General features: G+C 66.6%; 15 protein-coding genes. 12 read left to right on the top strand and 3 right to left on the bottom strand.

Features of this window, described 5'->3' with window-relative positions:
• The 6 genes from ACR9ZJ_RS08585 to accC form a co-directional block, all read left to right on the top strand.
• Positions 1 to 1,267 (top strand): protein-disulfide reductase DsbD family protein (locus ACR9ZJ_RS08585; RefSeq protein ID WP_481287526.1); only part of this gene is annotated, 1,267 nt, incomplete at its 5' end.
• Entirely contained in the window at positions 1,264 to 1,797 is a 534-nt protein-coding gene (locus ACR9ZJ_RS08580; protein WP_481287525.1) for a TlpA family protein disulfide reductase, read from the top strand. The genes ACR9ZJ_RS08585 and ACR9ZJ_RS08580, both read left to right, overlap by 4 nt.
• Positions 1,798 to 1,814: 17 nt before the next feature.
• A complete protein-coding gene (locus tag ACR9ZJ_RS08575; protein WP_481287524.1) occupies positions 1,815 to 2,369 on the top strand; it encodes a DUF1415 domain-containing protein in 555 nt (184 codons plus the stop codon).
• A gap of 264 nt (positions 2,370 to 2,633) precedes the next feature.
• Entirely contained in the window at positions 2,634 to 3,083 is a 450-nt protein-coding gene (gene aroQ / locus ACR9ZJ_RS08570; protein WP_481281644.1) for a type II 3-dehydroquinate dehydratase, read from the top strand.
• Between the two features lie 55 nt (positions 3,084 to 3,138).
• Positions 3,139 to 3,597 carry an acetyl-CoA carboxylase biotin carboxyl carrier protein gene (gene accB / locus ACR9ZJ_RS08565; RefSeq protein ID WP_481281645.1) on the top strand — a complete coding sequence of 153 codons (459 nt, stop codon included), beginning with the start codon at positions 3,139 to 3,141 and terminating at the stop codon, positions 3,595 to 3,597.
• Between the two features lie 11 nt (positions 3,598 to 3,608).
• Entirely contained in the window at positions 3,609 to 4,970 is a 1,362-nt protein-coding gene (gene accC, locus ACR9ZJ_RS08560; protein ID WP_371023706.1) for an acetyl-CoA carboxylase biotin carboxylase subunit, read from the top strand.
• Between the two features lie 173 nt (positions 4,971 to 5,143).
• Here accC and prmA read toward each other — a convergent pair whose 3' ends face one another.
• Positions 5,144 to 6,043: a 50S ribosomal protein L11 methyltransferase gene (gene prmA, locus ACR9ZJ_RS08555; protein ID WP_481287523.1), complete on the bottom strand. Its 900-nt coding sequence runs from the start codon at positions 6,041 to 6,043 to the stop codon at positions 5,144 to 5,146.
• A 79-nt stretch (positions 6,044 to 6,122) separates the two neighbouring features.
• Here prmA and ACR9ZJ_RS08550 point away from each other — a divergent pair, with 79 nt between their 5' ends.
• From ACR9ZJ_RS08550 to purH, 3 genes are all read left to right on the top strand, one after another.
• A complete protein-coding gene (locus tag ACR9ZJ_RS08550; RefSeq protein WP_481281647.1) occupies positions 6,123 to 6,944 on the top strand; it encodes a zinc-ribbon and DUF3426 domain-containing protein in 822 nt (273 codons plus the stop codon).
• 225 nt (positions 6,945 to 7,169) lie between these two features.
• Entirely contained in the window at positions 7,170 to 7,403 is a 234-nt protein-coding gene (locus ACR9ZJ_RS08545; protein WP_306851037.1) for a helix-turn-helix domain-containing protein, read from the top strand.
• A 71-nt stretch (positions 7,404 to 7,474) separates the two neighbouring features.
• Positions 7,475 to 9,064, top strand: coding sequence for a bifunctional phosphoribosylaminoimidazolecarboxamide formyltransferase/IMP cyclohydrolase (gene purH, locus ACR9ZJ_RS08540; protein ID WP_481281648.1), 1,590 nt, complete (start codon positions 7,475 to 7,477; stop codon positions 9,062 to 9,064).
• Between the two features lie 146 nt (positions 9,065 to 9,210).
• On the opposite strand, the gene ACR9ZJ_RS08535 is transcribed toward purH, so the two are convergent.
• On the bottom strand, positions 9,211 to 10,209 hold the full coding sequence (locus ACR9ZJ_RS08535; protein WP_481281649.1) for a bile acid:sodium symporter family protein: 999 nt from the start codon (positions 10,207 to 10,209) through the stop codon (positions 9,211 to 9,213).
• A 94-nt stretch (positions 10,210 to 10,303) separates the two neighbouring features.
• Here ACR9ZJ_RS08535 and ACR9ZJ_RS08530 point away from each other — a divergent pair, with 94 nt between their 5' ends.
• Positions 10,304 to 11,194 carry a LysR family transcriptional regulator gene (locus tag ACR9ZJ_RS08530; protein ID WP_481287522.1) on the top strand — a complete coding sequence of 297 codons (891 nt, stop codon included), beginning with the start codon at positions 10,304 to 10,306 and terminating at the stop codon, positions 11,192 to 11,194.
• A 45-nt stretch (positions 11,195 to 11,239) separates the two neighbouring features.
• Positions 11,240 to 11,938 (top strand): glutathione S-transferase, encoded by a 699-nt coding sequence (locus ACR9ZJ_RS08525; protein ID WP_481287521.1) that lies wholly within the window; start codon positions 11,240 to 11,242, stop codon positions 11,936 to 11,938.
• A gap of 163 nt (positions 11,939 to 12,101) precedes the next feature.
• On the opposite strand, the gene ACR9ZJ_RS08520 is transcribed toward ACR9ZJ_RS08525, so the two are convergent.
• Positions 12,102 to 12,638 carry a DUF2782 domain-containing protein gene (locus tag ACR9ZJ_RS08520; protein ID WP_481281652.1) on the bottom strand — a complete coding sequence of 179 codons (537 nt, stop codon included), beginning with the start codon at positions 12,636 to 12,638 and terminating at the stop codon, positions 12,102 to 12,104.
• A gap of 95 nt (positions 12,639 to 12,733) precedes the next feature.
• Between ACR9ZJ_RS08520 and polA the strand changes: the two genes are divergently transcribed.
• Positions 12,734 to 15,478: a DNA polymerase I gene (polA, locus tag ACR9ZJ_RS08515; protein WP_481287520.1), complete on the top strand. Its 2,745-nt coding sequence runs from the start codon at positions 12,734 to 12,736 to the stop codon at positions 15,476 to 15,478.
• The last annotated feature ends 38 nt before the right edge of the window (positions 15,479 to 15,516 follow it).

Below are 15,516 nucleotides of genomic sequence, written 5' to 3'. Positions count from 1 at the left end.
GACGGATGTCGCACCGACGCCGCCACCGCCCGGCCTGGCGCCCGGCGGTGACGCGCCCGTCGGCTTCATCGCGGCCATCGGCCTCGCCTTGCTCGGCGGCCTCGTGCTGAACCTCATGCCGTGCGTGTTGCCGGTGTTGTCGCTGAAAGCCATCACCGTGCTCGAAAGCGGGGAAAGCCCGGGCGCCGCACGCAAGCATGCGCTCTGGTACACGGCCGGCGTGCTGGCCGCCTTCGCGATCCTCGGGCTGGTCATCGTCGGCATCCGCGCGGCGGGCCATGGCATCCAGTGGGGCGCGCAGTTCCAGCAACCGCTGGCGATCGGCCTGCTCGTCTACGTGATGCTGGCAGTCGGCCTCTCGATGTCGGGCGTGTTCGAGATCGGCGGCTCGCTGGGCAACGTGGGCAGCGGTCTCGCGGCGCGTTCGGGCCCCTCCGGCGATTTCTTCACCGGCGTGCTGGCCGTGGTCGTGGCGAGCCCTTGCACCGCGCCCTTCATGGGCTCCGCGATCGCCTTCGCCTTCGCCGCGCCCCTGGGCGTGGCCTTCCTGATCTTCCTGGCGCTCGGACTCGGCCTCGCCCTGCCCTTCCTGCTGATCGGATTCGTGCCGGCGATCGCGCGGCTGTTGCCACGTCCGGGCCGGTGGATGGAGACCCTCAAGCAGCTGCTGGCGTTTCCGATGTACCTCACGGCCGTCTGGCTGCTCTGGGTACTGACCAAGCAGCGCGGCGCCGATGCGACCGCCCTCGTGCTCGCCGGCGGCGTACTGCTGGCCATGGCGCTGTGGTGGTACGGGCGCAGCCGTGGAGCGCGCCTGTCCTGGGTGTTCACCAGCGTGCTGATGATCGGTGCCGCCGCGGCGCTCTGGGTCGTGCATGGACTGCCGGCACAGGCCGCGGCCCTGCGCGTGGCCGCCGACGGGTCCGTGCCGTATTCCCCGGAAAAGCTGGCCGAGCTGCGTGGCGCGGGAACGCCGGTCCTGGTCGACATGACGGCCGACTGGTGCATCACCTGCAAGGCGAACGAGAAGGCGGTGCTCGATACCGATGCCTTCAAGGCCTTGCTCGCCCGCACCGGCACCGTCTACATGAAGGGCGACTGGACCGACGTGAACGCGACCATCGCGGCCTTCCTCGAGCAGTACCACTCGGTGGGCGTTCCGCTCTACGTGGTCTACCCGAAGGGCGGCGGCGATGGCCGCAAGCTGTCCACGGTGCTCACCTACGACAGCGTCGAGAAAGCGCTAGAGGCCGCCGCGCATCCATGAGCCGCGGCCCGACCTTCTGGATCGTGGTACTGGCCATCGCCGCCGCGGCCACGGGGCTGTACCTCGAGCATCGCCGCCTGAATCCGCCACCGCCGCAAGGCGTCACGGTGGCGGATGTCGGCGAGCTCCCGCCACCGGCCACCTTCCTCACCGTGGAAGGCAAGCCGCGCCAGCTTTCCGACTGGCGTGGCAAGCGCCTGCTCATCAACTTCTGGGCCACCTGGTGCGCCCCCTGCCGGCGGGAAATGCCGCTGTTGAGCGAGAACGCGGGACGTTACAAGGCACGCAACGTCGCCATCCTCGGCGTGGCCGAGGACACGGCAGGCGCCGTGCGTGCCTATCTCGCGGCCCGGCCGGTGGCGTATCCGGTGGTGCTTGCGGATAGCGACGCCCCAGGCGGCTCGCTGTCTTTCGGCAACACGCGCCGCGTACTGCCCTACAGCGTCCTCGTCGGCGAGGACGGGCGTATCCTGCGGCGCAAGCTCGGCACGTTCAGCCAGGCGGAACTCGACGCCTGGCTCACGCCCTGAACCACGGAGGCTCTCCCATGGATCCCATGCTCCCACCCGACGAGGTGATCGAGGCGACGCGTCTCTGGCTCGAACGCGCGGTCATCGGCCTCAACCTGTGCCCCTTCGCCAAGGCGGTGCACAAGAAGGGACAGATTCGTTACGTGGTCAGCGATGCCACGCAGCCGCTGCAACTGCACGCCGATCTGGTCCGTGAGCTGGAATTTCTTCGCGACACCGATCCGGAGATGGTGGACACCACCTTGTTGATCCATCCCCATGTGCTCGACGATTTCCTCGACTACAACGAATTCCTCGAAGTGGCGGATGAGACGGTGGCCGACCTCGGCCTGGAGGGCGACATCCAGGTGGCGAGTTTCCATCCCGCCTTCCAGTTCGAAGGCACCGCCCCCGACGACATCACCAATTACACCAATCGCTCGCCTTACCCCACGCTGCACCTGCTGCGCGAAACGAGCATCGACCGCGCGGTGGCGGCCTTCCCGGAGGCCTCGAAGATCTTCGAGGCGAACATGGAGACACTGGACCGGCTGGGGATCGAGGGCTGGCGGGCGTTGTTTGCACAGCGGTGAGGCGGGGAATCGCCGACAAGGTCGGCTCCCATCGGGGCAGTCACCGCCGCTCGACCTGTGGGAGCCGCTTCAGCGGCGACGGGTGCTTGCCTCAAACTGGCCCGCTGCCTCGACCCTGTCGACGATGGCCGAAACATACGCGAGCGTCTGGAAAGTCGCGATCTCCAGCGAACTACGTCGAACTTCACCGAACTGGACAAGGGTGGGCGACAGGCGCACACTTCGCGGCGTTCCGGAGCCCCGGACCCACGGCACAGGTGAACAGTGGCCAGGATCCTCGTCCTGCACGGACCCAACCTCAATCTCCTCGGCGTTCGCGAGCCTTCGGTCTACGGGCATGAAACGCTCGCCGACATCAACACGTCGCTGCAAGCCCGGGCGCAGGCCGCCGGGCATGACCTGGGCTGGTTCCAGTCCAACGCCGAGCACGAACTGATCGGGCGGATCCACCAGGCCCGCGACGAGGGCACGGCCTGGATCCTCATCAATCCAGCCGCCTTCACGCATACATCGGTCGCCCTGCGCGACGCGCTCGCCGGGGTGTCCATCCCGTTCATCGAGATCCACCTGTCCAATCCCCACGCGCGCGAGCCGTTCCGGCACCACTCGTATGTGTCGGACCTCGCCGCCGGCGTGATCTGCGGCTTCGGCGGCGACAGCTACCGGCTGGCGCTCGAGGCCGCGCTGCTCCGGCTGGCCATCCCCGCCGCCTGATTCCCATTCGCGAGACGCCATGTGCGTCCGCATCCACCACCAGAAGGTTTGTCCCATGGACCTGCGCAAGATCAAGAAGCTCATCGACCTGCTCGAGGAATCCAACCTCGCCGAGCTGGAAATCAAGGAAGGCGAGGAAGTGGTGCGTCTCTCACGCGTGCCCAAGGGCACCGCCGTCGCTCCCCAGATGATGGCGGCGCCCGCTCCCGTCGCCGCCCCGGTCGCCGTCGCACCTGCCGCCGCCCCCGCCGCGCCGCCTGCGGAGCCGGGCCTGCCGCCCGGCCACGTGGTCAAGGCGCCGATGGTCGGCACCTTCTACGCCGCATCGACGCCGGGCGCCCCCGCCTTCGCCAGCGTCGGCCAGCAGGTCAAGGCCGGCGAGACCCTGGGCATCATCGAAGCGATGAAGATGTTCAACCAGATCGAGGCCGACGTTTCCGGTACCGTCGTCGCCATCCTGGTCGAGAACGGCCAGCCGGTGGAATTCGACGAACCGATGTTCGTCATCGCCTGAGGCCCCGACTCATGCTCGAGAAGGTCGTTATTGCCAATCGCGGCGAGATCGCGCTGCGGGTGCTGCGCGCGTGCCACGCGCTCGGCATCAAGACGGTCGCGGTGCACTCCACCGTCGATCGCAACCTCAAGCACGTCGGCCTGGCCGACGAATCGGTATGCATCGGACCGGGTCCCTCGGCCGACAGCTACCTCAACATTCCACGGATCATCGCCGCCGCGGAGATCACCGACGCGGGTGCGATCCATCCGGGATACGGCTTCCTCTCGGAGAACGCGAATTTCGCCGAGCAGGTCGAGCAATCCGGCTTCGTCTTCATCGGCCCCACCGCCGACGTCATCCGCCTGATGGGCGACAAGGTGGAGGCGATCCGCGCCATGAAGGCCGCGGGCGTGCCCTGCGTGCCGGGCTCCGGCGGCCCGCTGGGCGACGACACCGACGAGAACATCCGCATCGCACGCGAGATCGGTTATCCGGTCATCATCAAGGCGGCCGGTGGCGGTGGCGGTCGCGGCATGCGCGTCGTGCGCACCGAGGCCCACCTGGCGAACTCCATCGTCATGACCAAGCAGGAAGCCAAGGCGGCTTTCAGCAACGATCAGGTCTACATGGAGAAGTTCCTGGAAAACCCACGCCACGTGGAAATCCAGGTGCTCGCCGACGGCCAGGGCAACGCCATCCACCTCGGCGAGCGCGACTGTTCCATGCAGCGCCGCCACCAGAAGGTGGTGGAAGAGGCGCCCGCACCAGGCATCACGCCGGAACTGCGCGAGCAGATCGGCAAGGTCTGCGTCGACGCCTGCATCCGCATCGGCTACCGAGGCGCGGGCACGTTCGAGTTCCTGTTCGAGAACGGCCGCTTCTACTTCATCGAGATGAACACCCGCATCCAGGTGGAGCACCCGGTGACGGAACTGGTGACCGGCATCGACCTCGTCCGCGAGCAGCTGCTGATCGCCGGTGGCGAAAAGCTGTCGATCCGCCAGGAGGACATCGTCCTCAACGGCCACGCGATCGAATGCCGCATCAATGCCGAGGACCCCGACACCTTCATGCCGAGCCCCGGCACGGTGAAGCGTTTCGAAGCCCCCGGTGGCCCCGGCGTACGCGTCGACACGCACCTGTACGACGGCTACCGCATCCCGCCGAACTACGATTCGATGATCGGCAAGATCATCGTCCACGGCCCTGACCGCGCCACGGCCATCGCACGCATGCGCATGGCCCTGACCGAGACGGTGATCGAAGGCGTGAAGTGCAATATCCCGCTACAACAGCGGATCATGGCCGACGTCGGTTTCCAGCAGGGTGGGCAGAACATCCACTACCTGGAAAAACGAATGGCGGAGCAGAAAGAGACGCCATCGGCGTAATGAGAAATCCCGCCGCGAGGCGGGATTTTTTTATGAAAGAGCTCTTTGGAAAGGACTCTTGCTGGAGGCCTGGCAAGAACCCTGGTGGGAGCCGACCCTGTCGGCGATGGGTGCTTGCCGTAACCTGGCCCGCCGCCGCGGGATCGCCGACAGGGTCGGCTCCCACCAGGGCGTCAGACCTTGCGTCGGCCGCTGATGCGTACCCAATCCTCGAGCGTACGGACTTCCAGTTCGTCGAACCATTCCGCGTAACGCGTGAGCAACTCCTCGTGCTGCCCGGAGAGGATGCCCGAGAGCGCGAACGGCGCCCCGGGCTTCACGGCCGCGGCGAAAGTCGGGGCTAGCTCGCCGAGGGGACCGGCAAGGATATTCGCCACGAGCACGTCGGCTTGCGCGGCAGGCGCCTCGCCCGGCAGATAGACGTCCAGATCGCCATGGACGCCGTTACGTTCGGCGTTGTCGCGCGAAGCGAGCAAGGCCTGGGGATCGTTGTCGATACCCACGGCGCGTGACGCGCCCAGCTTCAGGGCGGCGATGGCGAGGATGCCCGACCCGCAACCGTAGTCGAGGACGAACTTGCCGGCCATCTGCTGGCCGTCGAGCCATTCCAGGCACATCGCCGTGGTCGGGTGCGTTCCCGTGCCGAAGGCGAGGCCGGGATCGAGCCGCACCACGACGATCCCGCCATCCGCCGGCGGCTCGATGTTCCACGGATAGACCCACAACCGGCGGCCGAACGGCATCGGCTTGAACTGGTCCATCCACGCCCGCTCCCAGTCCTGGTCCTCCACCTCGCGCCAGGTGATGTGGGAAGGCTCGATGAAGGGCAGGTCGTCGGCGATGGCCGCGGTCAGGCCGCGTTTGTCGGCGCCGGCGTCGAACAGCGCATTGAGCACGATCTGGTTCCACAACGGGATCTCGCCCACCCCGGGTTCGAAGATGGCTTCTTCGTCGGGTGTTTCCGCATCGGCGTCCTGCAGCGTGATGGACAGCGCGCCGAGGTCTTCCAGCGTCGCTTCGACACGTGGCTGTTCGGCGGCGCGGATCGTGAGGGAAAGTTCGAGCCAGGGCATCGTGGGGCCAGTGCGGTGGGCGGGTCCATGATTCTACCGGGCGCGCACGGGCACGGCGCGACCGTTATGATCGGGCGTCATGTATACGCAGTGCCCCGAGTGCCTCACCGTCTATAAGCTGGAAGCCGAGCTTCTGGTCCATGCCTGCGGCTGCGTGCGTTGCAGCCACTGCGACGCCGTCTTCAACGCCCTGGGCACGCTGGCCGAACAGCTGCCGCCGGAGCCGTTCACGCGGCTGGCGGAACACGCACTGGATCGTGAACCGCCGACCGCCGAAGTGGCGGTGTTCCGGCCGCGGCCAGTGGCCGAGACGGCTGCCGGAGGCTTCGAGGCAAGCCCTGTCGTGGAGGAAGATATCGCCGACGCGGAAACGGGGGAAGACTTTTCACAGTTAACGTTCACGCCACGGTTCGCGAAGCGGAAGCGCCGGTCATGGCACACCGCCGCCTGGGTCGGCACCTGCACCGTGCTGATTCTCGGCCTCGGGGCACAGCTGGCATGGGCCAAGCGGGACGTCCTCATCGCCGACCCCACCATCGGACCCGTCCTGGAGACGGGGTGCGCGATGATCGGCTGCCATCTGCCTCTCGTATCCGCCCCTTCCCGCCTGCGCTTGCTCGCACGCGACGTCGAGCAACATCCGTCCGTCACCGACGGCTTGCTCATCACCGCCAGCGTGCGAAACGATGCATCGTTCGCGCAGCCGTATCCCGTGGTCACCATCGTCCTCTCGGATGCCAGCGGCCAGCGGCTCGCCATGCGCCGTTTCCAACCCGAGGATTACGTAGGCGATGCGTCGGCGCGTTCACGCGGTCTCGCCAGCGGGGTGACGACGGCCATGGTGTTCGAAGTGCAAGACCCGGGCCAGCGAGCCGTGGCTTTCGCATTCAGCTTCGAGTGAAGCGTTCGAAAAAATTTCTTTTTGCAAGCCTGCACTTCGGCCGCCGGGGCGAGTACACTCGGTTCCCTTCGCGACTTTCCACCACCCCGACGAGGTGTGCGGGTCGCAGCCCAAGAAGCACCATACCGATAAGAACCGACCGGGGATCCACGCTCCGGCCCGCGAGAGGGGAATGCCTTGAACGCTGTGAGACTGTCTGCCGGCGAGGCCGCCAACGAAACCTCCATGCAGAGCGCTCTCAGCGAATGTGTCAGTCGTACGGTTCGTCGCTATCTCGCCGATATCGGTGATACCGAGTTCGGCGAAGGCCTGCACGCCCTCGTGATCCGGGAGGTCGAAGGCCCTCTGCTCCGCGAGGTGCTTTCCTTCCACGAAGGCAACCAGAGCCGCGCCGCCGCCGCACTCGGCATCAACCGCGCCACCCTGCGCAAGAAGCTCGCCGCCCACGGAATTTCCTGACCGGCACACCGCCGGGACCGCATGGACGTCCGGGCGGCTATAATGACGCGCTTTCCTCCCCGGAAGTGCCCATGCCCACGCCCGATCTCGTTCCCGTCCGCCGCGCGCTCGTCAGTGTTTCCGACAAGCAGGGCCTGACCGGGCTGGCTCGCCGCCTCGCCGCCGCGAACGTCGAAATACTTTCCACCGGCGGCTCGGCCAGGGCGCTTCGCGACGCAGGCATCCCCGTGCGCGACGTGGGCGACCTCACCGGCTTTCCCGAGATCATGGATGGGCGGGTGAAGACGCTGCACCCGCGCGTCCATGGTGGCTTGCTCGGCCGCCGCGGCACCGACGACGAGGTCATGGCGGAACACGGCATCGTTCCGATCGACCTGCTCGTGCTCAATCTCTATCCCTTCGAGCGCACGGTCGCCGATCCGGCGTGCACGCTGGAAGACGCCATCGAGAACATCGACATCGGCGGTCCGGCCATGCTCCGCGCCGCCGCCAAGAACTGGAACGATGTCGGCGTGCTGACCGATCCGGCGCAATACGAAGAGGCGCTGGCGGAGATCGAGCAGAAGGGTGGACTCTCGCGCGCCACGCGTTTCCGGCTTTCCGTTGCCGCATTCAACCGCGTGTCGAACTACGATGCCGCCATCAGCGATTACCTGTCCAGTATCACGCTCGACGATGTGCACACCGCGGTCGCCAGGCGCGCGGAATTTCCCGAACAGTCGAACGGCCGCTTCATCAAGGTGATGGACCTGCGCTACGGCGAGAATCCACACCAGGCCGGCGCGTTCTACCGCGACCTCCATCCCGCGCCCGGCACGCTCGCCACGTTCCGCCAGCTACAGGGCAAGGAACTGTCGTTCAACAACATCGCCGATGCCGATGCCGCCTGGGAATGCGTGCGACAGTTCGACGCGCCGGCGTGCGTGATCGTGAAGCACGCGAACCCCTGCGGCGTCGCCGTGGCGGCCGACCCACTGGCCGCCTATGAACTTGCCTATGCCACCGACCCGACCTCGGCCTTTGGCGGCATCATCGCGTTCAACCGTCCGTTGGACGCGGAGACGGCGAGGACCATCCTGAAGCGCCAGTTCGTCGAAGTGATGATCGCGCCGCAAGTGGATGCCGGGGCGGTCGAGGAAGCGGCGAAGAAGGCCAACGTGCGCGTGCTGGAAATCCCGCCAGGCGACGGCCGCAACACGCACGACGTGAAGCGCGTGGGCTCCGGCCTGCTCGTGCAGACGGCCGATCATCGACAGGTCCGACAGGACGAGTTGAAGGTCGTGAGCAAGCGCCAGCCCACGCCCGCCGAACTCGACGACCTGCTGTTCGCCTGGCGCGTGGCGAAGATGGTGAAGTCCAACGCGATCGTCTACGCCAAGGACAACCGCACGATCGGTATCGGCGCGGGCCAGATGAGCCGCGTCGTCAGCGCGAAGATCGCCGGCCTCAAGGCCGAGGAAGCCGGCCTCGTGGTGCCGGGCAGCGCGATGGCCTCGGACGCGTTCTTCCCGTTCCGCGACGGCATCGACGCGGCCGCCGCGGCGGGCATCCGGGCAGTGATCCAGCCAGGCGGCTCCATGCGCGACAGCGAGGTCATCGCCGCGGCGGACGAGCACGGCATGGCGATGGTGTTCACGGGCGTTCGTCACTTCCGCCACTGACGAAGCATCGCCGACAGGGTCGGCTCCCACCAGGGCAAAGGTCCAATCCCGCCTTGGGGAAAGCCCCGCCCTGGTGGGAGCCGACCTTGTCGGCGATTCAACCTTGCCTCGGTGGGAGCCGACCCTGTCGGCGATTCAAGTCCGCCTCATCGCCTCACATCGCCAGCGACAAGCGCCCCCGGAGCCCCGTCCCTGCGCAGCGCATACCGCCGGGCCAGCACCGCGCACGCCATCAGCTGTATCTGATGGAACAGCATGATCGGCAGCACGATCAAGCCGAGCGGATGCCCGGCGAACAACACTTTCGCCATCGGGACGCCGGCGGCCAGGCTCTTCTTGGAACCGCAGAAGACGATGGTGATCTCATCCTCCTTGGCGAAACCGAGCGCCCTCGCGCCATAGCGCGTGATGAGCAGCGCGCAGGTCAGCAGTACCGCGTTCACCACCACCAATCCCGCCAGCACCGGCATGGGCAGCTGATGCCACAAGCCCTGCAACACCGCTGCGCTGAAGGCGGTGTATACCACCAGCAGGATGGAGCCCCGGTCGACGAAAGTGAGCAGGGTGGCATGCTTGCGCACCCAACCGCCGATCCAGCGCTGCGCGATCTGTCCGGCGACGAACGGAACGAACAGCTGCACCACGATCGCACCGACCGCGTGCAGGGAGAGCCCGCCCTGCCCCGTACCCGCGATCACCACACCGACCAGCAAGGGCGTGACGAAGATGCCCAGCAGGCTCGATGCGGACGCGGAGACGATGGCGGCCGGCACGTTGCCGCGCGCGATGGACGTGAAGGCGATCGACGACTGCACCGTCGACGGCAAGGTGCACAGGAACAGGATGCCGAGGTAGAGGTCGGGCGATACGAGCGGCGAGAGCACCGGCTTCAACACGATGCCTAGCAGAGGGAACAGCAGGAAGGTGCTGGCGAGGACGGTGAGATGCAGCCGCCAGTTGGTCATCCCCGCGACCACCGCCTCACGGGAGAGCTTCGCCCCATGCAGGAAGAAAAGGAGGCCGATGGCGACGTCGGTGACCACCTCGAAAACGCCGGCGGCGCTGCCGCGGCACGGCAGGAGGCTGGCCAGCAGCACGGTGGCGACCAGTGAAAGCGTGAATCCATCGGGAAGGAAGCGGCGCATGGCGGCGACTGGCGTAGGAAGGGGTGAAGGTATTTCACCGCCCCGCCTTCCATAAGGCAATTCGTTTTATCTGATCCAATGATACATTTATCTTATGAATGTCTCGCTTCGACAGCTCCGCGCCTTCCTTGCCGTGGCCGGCCATCGACACTTCCGGCGTGCGGCGGAATCCCTGCACCTGACCCAGCCGGCGGTGAGCCGCCTGATCTCCGACCTGGAAGCGGAACTGGACGTACGCCTGTTCGATCGCAGCACGCGAGAGGTCGTGCCCACGGAGGCGGGCCGGTACCTGGAACAAGCGGTATCCCGCGTGCTGGACGAACTCGACGGCGTGCTCGCGCATGCACGGACGCAGGCGGACCCGTTACGTGGCAGGGTACGCGTCGCGGCCGTGCCGACGCTCTCGGCGGGTCTCCTGCCCGCCTGCATCGCCCGCTGCGCCCTTGAGCACCCATCGCTGGAGATCCTGTTGCGCGACCAGACCCAGGCGCAGGTGCTGGATGCGATACGCGGTGGCGAGGTCGACTTCGGTCTCACGGTCGAGCCCGCCACGGTGGAAGAGTTCGATGCGGAGACGATCCTGCGCGATCCGTTCCGGCTGGTCTGCCGCCTCGACCACCCTTTCGCCGCGAAGACGAGCGTGCCGTGGAAATCGCTGGCGCGCGAACCTCTCATCCTGCTCGACCACGCCTCGGGTAGCCGGCGACTGATCGACGCCGCGTTCGCCACGCGGGAGATCGCCATGAACGTGGCGCTTGAAGTGGGCCATCCGCACACGGCGTTTCGCATGGTCGAGGCCGGCCTCGGCGTGACCATCACGCCTGCGCTGTCGCTGGACGCCTTGCGTCCCGGCCTGGCCGCACGAGCGCTGTCGCCGTCGGTGGATCGCGAGGTCACCCTCCTGAGGCGCCGCGCACGCTCGCTTTCGCCCCCGGCGCAGACCGTATGGAACACGTTGCGGGATATCGCGCTCACGCTGGCTTGAAGGTCACCGTTTCATCATGCGGGCTTTGACCGCGGGAGACCGGTGATGAGCTACCGGCTGTATTACTGGACGGGCCTGCAAGGCCGGGGCGAATTCGTGCGCCTGTGCCTGGAAGACGCTGGCGCGGCCTACACCGACGTTGCCCGCGAGGAGGGCGACGAGGTCATGACGGCGTTCCTCGAAGGGAACCACGAAGGTGCCCTGCCCTTCGCGCCCCCGTTCCTGGCGTCGGGGCGGCTGGTGATCGCCCAGGTGGCGAATATCCTGCAATACCTCGGGCCGCGACATGGACTGGTGCCGGAGAGCGAGTCACGGCGCCTTTACGCCCACCAGTTGCAACTGACCATCACCGACCTCGTGGCCGAGGTGCACGATACCCATCATCCGGTATCGACGGAGCAGTATTACGAGGACCAGCGCACCGAGGCGAAGCGGCGCGCGAAGGATTTTCGCGAATCGAGGATTCCGAAATTCCTGGGTTATTTCGAGCAGGTGCTGGAACGCGGTGGCGGTAGGCATCCGCTGCGCGAGCATTCCTATGTGGACCTGTCGTTGTTCCAGGTGATGGCCGGGTTGGATTACGCCTTTCCAAAGGCGATGGCGAGGCAGAACCTGCCGCTGTTGAGGGACCTTGCCAGGCGCGTTGCGGACCGCCCGAATATCGCCGCCTATCTCGCATCGGAACGGCGCGTGCCGTTCAACACGAACGGCATCTTCCGTCATTACCCGGAGCTGGACGGCTGAATAAGGATGACCACCGTCGCAGCATGGGAGTTACGTCCCGATGGGAGCCACCTCACTGTGGGAGCCCCTTCACTGTGGGGGAGCCGCTCCACTGTGGGAGCCGCTTCAGCGGCGACCCCGCGGCAGCGGGCCACGCCACGGCAAGCCCCCAGCCCCGCCTACCTCAGTTCGAACCAGCAGGCTTCGGCGCCTGGCCCCATTCGTAGACCTTGTAATAAACCGGGTTCACCGGCCCGTTCTTCGGATCGTGATGGAGTTTCCCGTCAGGATCGGCCATGTAGGTCTGCGGCACGCCGTTCTTCGGCGTCACCACGACCATGAACAATTTGCCACCCGTGCGGTATTCCTCGACGCGATCGTCGCCCTGCTGGCGCACGGTGACCTGCGGTGCCTGCTGGCCCCGGGCGTCGACCGCGCCGTTGTCCTGCATGGAGGGCAGCGCCACGGCGGAACGCGAGCCGCCATTGGCGTCCGACGTGGCCGGCGTGGTCTTGCCGTCCTGGGCCTCGTCGTAAGGCACCGGCCTCTCGATCGGCTTCAGGCCCGACCGGTCCGGTTCGCCCGCCTTGACGCCCGGATCGTTCAGGCCCGGCGGAGGCGGGGCCGGCTTGAACGACGACGAATCCTGGGCGTTCTGCGCAACGGCAGGTAGCGCCAGTACCAGGGCGAGCGCGGCAACGAGGACGTGCGAGCGGTTCATGGGAATCTCTCCATAAGGGACTGCGAGGATAGCAATTCCCACCCCTCCGGCGACGTGAACGGGCGACCCGCGCGCGACCATGAGAGAATCCGGAAATGCCTACGCTCACGCTCATCGACGGGTCCTCGTACCTGTACCGCGCGTTCCACGCGCTGCCGCCCCTGACCAACACCTACGGCGAGCCCACCGGCGCGCTGTTCGGCATCGTCAACATGCTGCGCACGACGATGAAGGCCGGGTCCGACTACGTCGCCTTCGTCTGCGACGCCCCCGGCCGCACGTTCCGCGACGACCTCTACCCCGAATACAAGGCGAACAGGCCGTCCATGCCGGATGACCTGCGTGCACAGGTCGACCCGATGATGAAGATCGTGGCCGCCCTGGGATTCCCGATACTTTGCGTACCCGGCGTCGAGGCCGACGACGTGATCGGCACCCTCGCCAGCCAGGCCGCGAGCCAGGGGATCGATACGATCATCTCCACCGGCGACAAGGATTTCGCCCAGCTGGTCGGTGCGCACATCGTGCTGATCAACACGATGACCAACACCACGATGGACATCGATGGCGTCATCGAGAAGTTCAACGTGCGGCCGGAACAGATCGTCGATTACCTCACCCTCATGGGCGACAGCATCGACAACGTGCCGGGCGTGGAGAAGTGCGGCCCGAAGACGGCGGCGAAGTGGCTGGCCGAATACAACAACCTCGACGGGCTGTTCGCGAACGCGGACAAGATCGGCGGCAAGATCGGCGAGAACCTGCGGGCGGCGATCCCACGCCTGCCGCTATCGCGCGAACTGGTCACGATCCGCACGGACGTACCGCTGGAGCAGGGTCCCACCGACCTGCGCGTGCGCGACCGCGACGTCGAGGCACTGCGCGAACTCTATACACGCTATGACTTCAAGGCGGCACTGAAGGAGCTGGATGCCGCCGCCACGGACACGGCCGTGCCCGTCACCGCGGTGCAAGCCGCCACGCCGGCGGCCGTCGCCGCGCCCGCCACGGCACCCGACGCCGCCCTCGGCGCCGAGGGTGAATACGAGCTGGTCATGACCGAGGAACGCCTGGCGGCATGGCTGGAAAAGCTCGAGACCGCGCCGCTGATCGCCTTCGATACCGAGACCACCAGCATCGACGCGATGCAGGCGGACATCGTCGGCTTGTCATTGGCGGTCGAACCGGGCAAGGCCGCCTATATCCCACTGGCGCACGATTATCCGGGCGCGCCGGCACAGCTGTCGCGCGAGCACGTGCTCGGCGCGCTGAAACCGATCTTCGAGGACCCGTCGAGGCCGAAGGTCGGACAACATGGCAAGTACGATATCAACATCCTCTCGCACTACGGCATCGCCTTGCGCGGCCTGGCGCACGATACGATGCTCGAGTCGTACGTGTACAACGCCACCGCGACGCGCCACGACATGGACTCCCTGGCCTCGCGCTACCTCGGCTACACGACGATCAAGTACGAACACGTCGCGGGCAAGGGCGCCAAGCAGATCTCCTTCTCGCAGGTGGACTGCGACACCGCCTGCCGCTACGCCGCCGAAGACGCCGACATCACGCTTCGCCTGCACCATGCGCTGTGGCCGAAGCTCGAAGCCGAGCCCACCCTGCGCGACGTGTACGAGAACATCGAGATTCCGCTCGTGCCCGTCCTGGCCAGGATGGAACGCATCGGCGTGCTGATCGACGCGAACGAGTTGCGCAAGCAGAGCCAGCAGCTCGGCAAGCGCATGGTCGAACTGCAGAAGCAGGCCTATGCCTCGGCCGGCCACGACTTCAATCTCGATTCGCCGAAGCAGCTGCAGGCCGTGCTGTTCGACGAACTGGGGCTGGCGGCGAAGATCAAGACACCCACGGGCCAGCCCTCGACGAACGAAGAAGCGCTGGAAGCCATCGCCGATACGCACGAGCTGCCGCGCCTGATCCTCGAATACCGTGGCCTCGCCAAGTTGCGTTCGACCTATACCGACAAACTCGCCGGCATCGTCAATCCACGCACGGGCCGCGTGCATACCAGCTATCACCAGGGCGCCGTGGCCACGGGCCGGATCAGCTCGTCCGACCCGAACCTGCAGAACATCCCCGTGCGCACCGAGGAAGGCCGGCGCATCCGCCAGGCGTTCGTCGCGCCGGAGGGATGGCGCATCCTCGCGGCCGACTACTCGCAGATCGAATTGCGCATCATGGCCCACCTGTCCAACGACGAGGGTCTCCTCCGCGCCTTCCGGGAAGGCGGCGACGTGCACCGAGCGACGGCGGCGGAGGTATTCGGCGTGCCGCCAGCCGAGGTCACCACGAACCAGCGCCGCGCGGCCAAGGCGATCAACTTCGGCCTGATGTATGGAATGAGCTCGTTCGGCCTTGCCCGCCAGCTCGGCGTCGACCGTGGCGAGGCCTCCGACTACATGGGGCGCTATTTCTCGCGCTATCCGGGTGTACGCGCCTTCATGGACGCCACGCGCGAACAGGCCCATCGCGATGGTTACGTACGAACCCTGTTCGGTCGCCGCCTGTACCTCGAGAACCTCAACTCGCGCAACCAGGCCTTCCGCGCCGGCGCCGAACGCGCGGCGATCAATGCGCCGATGCAGGGCACGGCCGCGGACATCATCAAACGGGCCATGATCGCCGTGGCCGCCTGGATCGAGCCCCGGGACGACGTGCGCCTGCTCATGCAGGTACACGATGAACTGGTCTTCGAGGTCCGCGCGGACGCGGTGGACGAGGTCCGCACGGGTATCGAGAAGCACATGACCGGTGCCGCCACGCTCAGCGTGCCGCTGCAGGTCGATATCGGCGTCGGCGCCAACTGGGACGAGGCCCATTGAGCCGGCGGATAGCCATCCAAACGTAAGATTTCCGTATA

This window comes from Luteibacter sp. KNZ12-1A, assembly GCF_056755675.1.
This window is presented reverse-complemented; position numbering and strand designations above follow the sequence as displayed.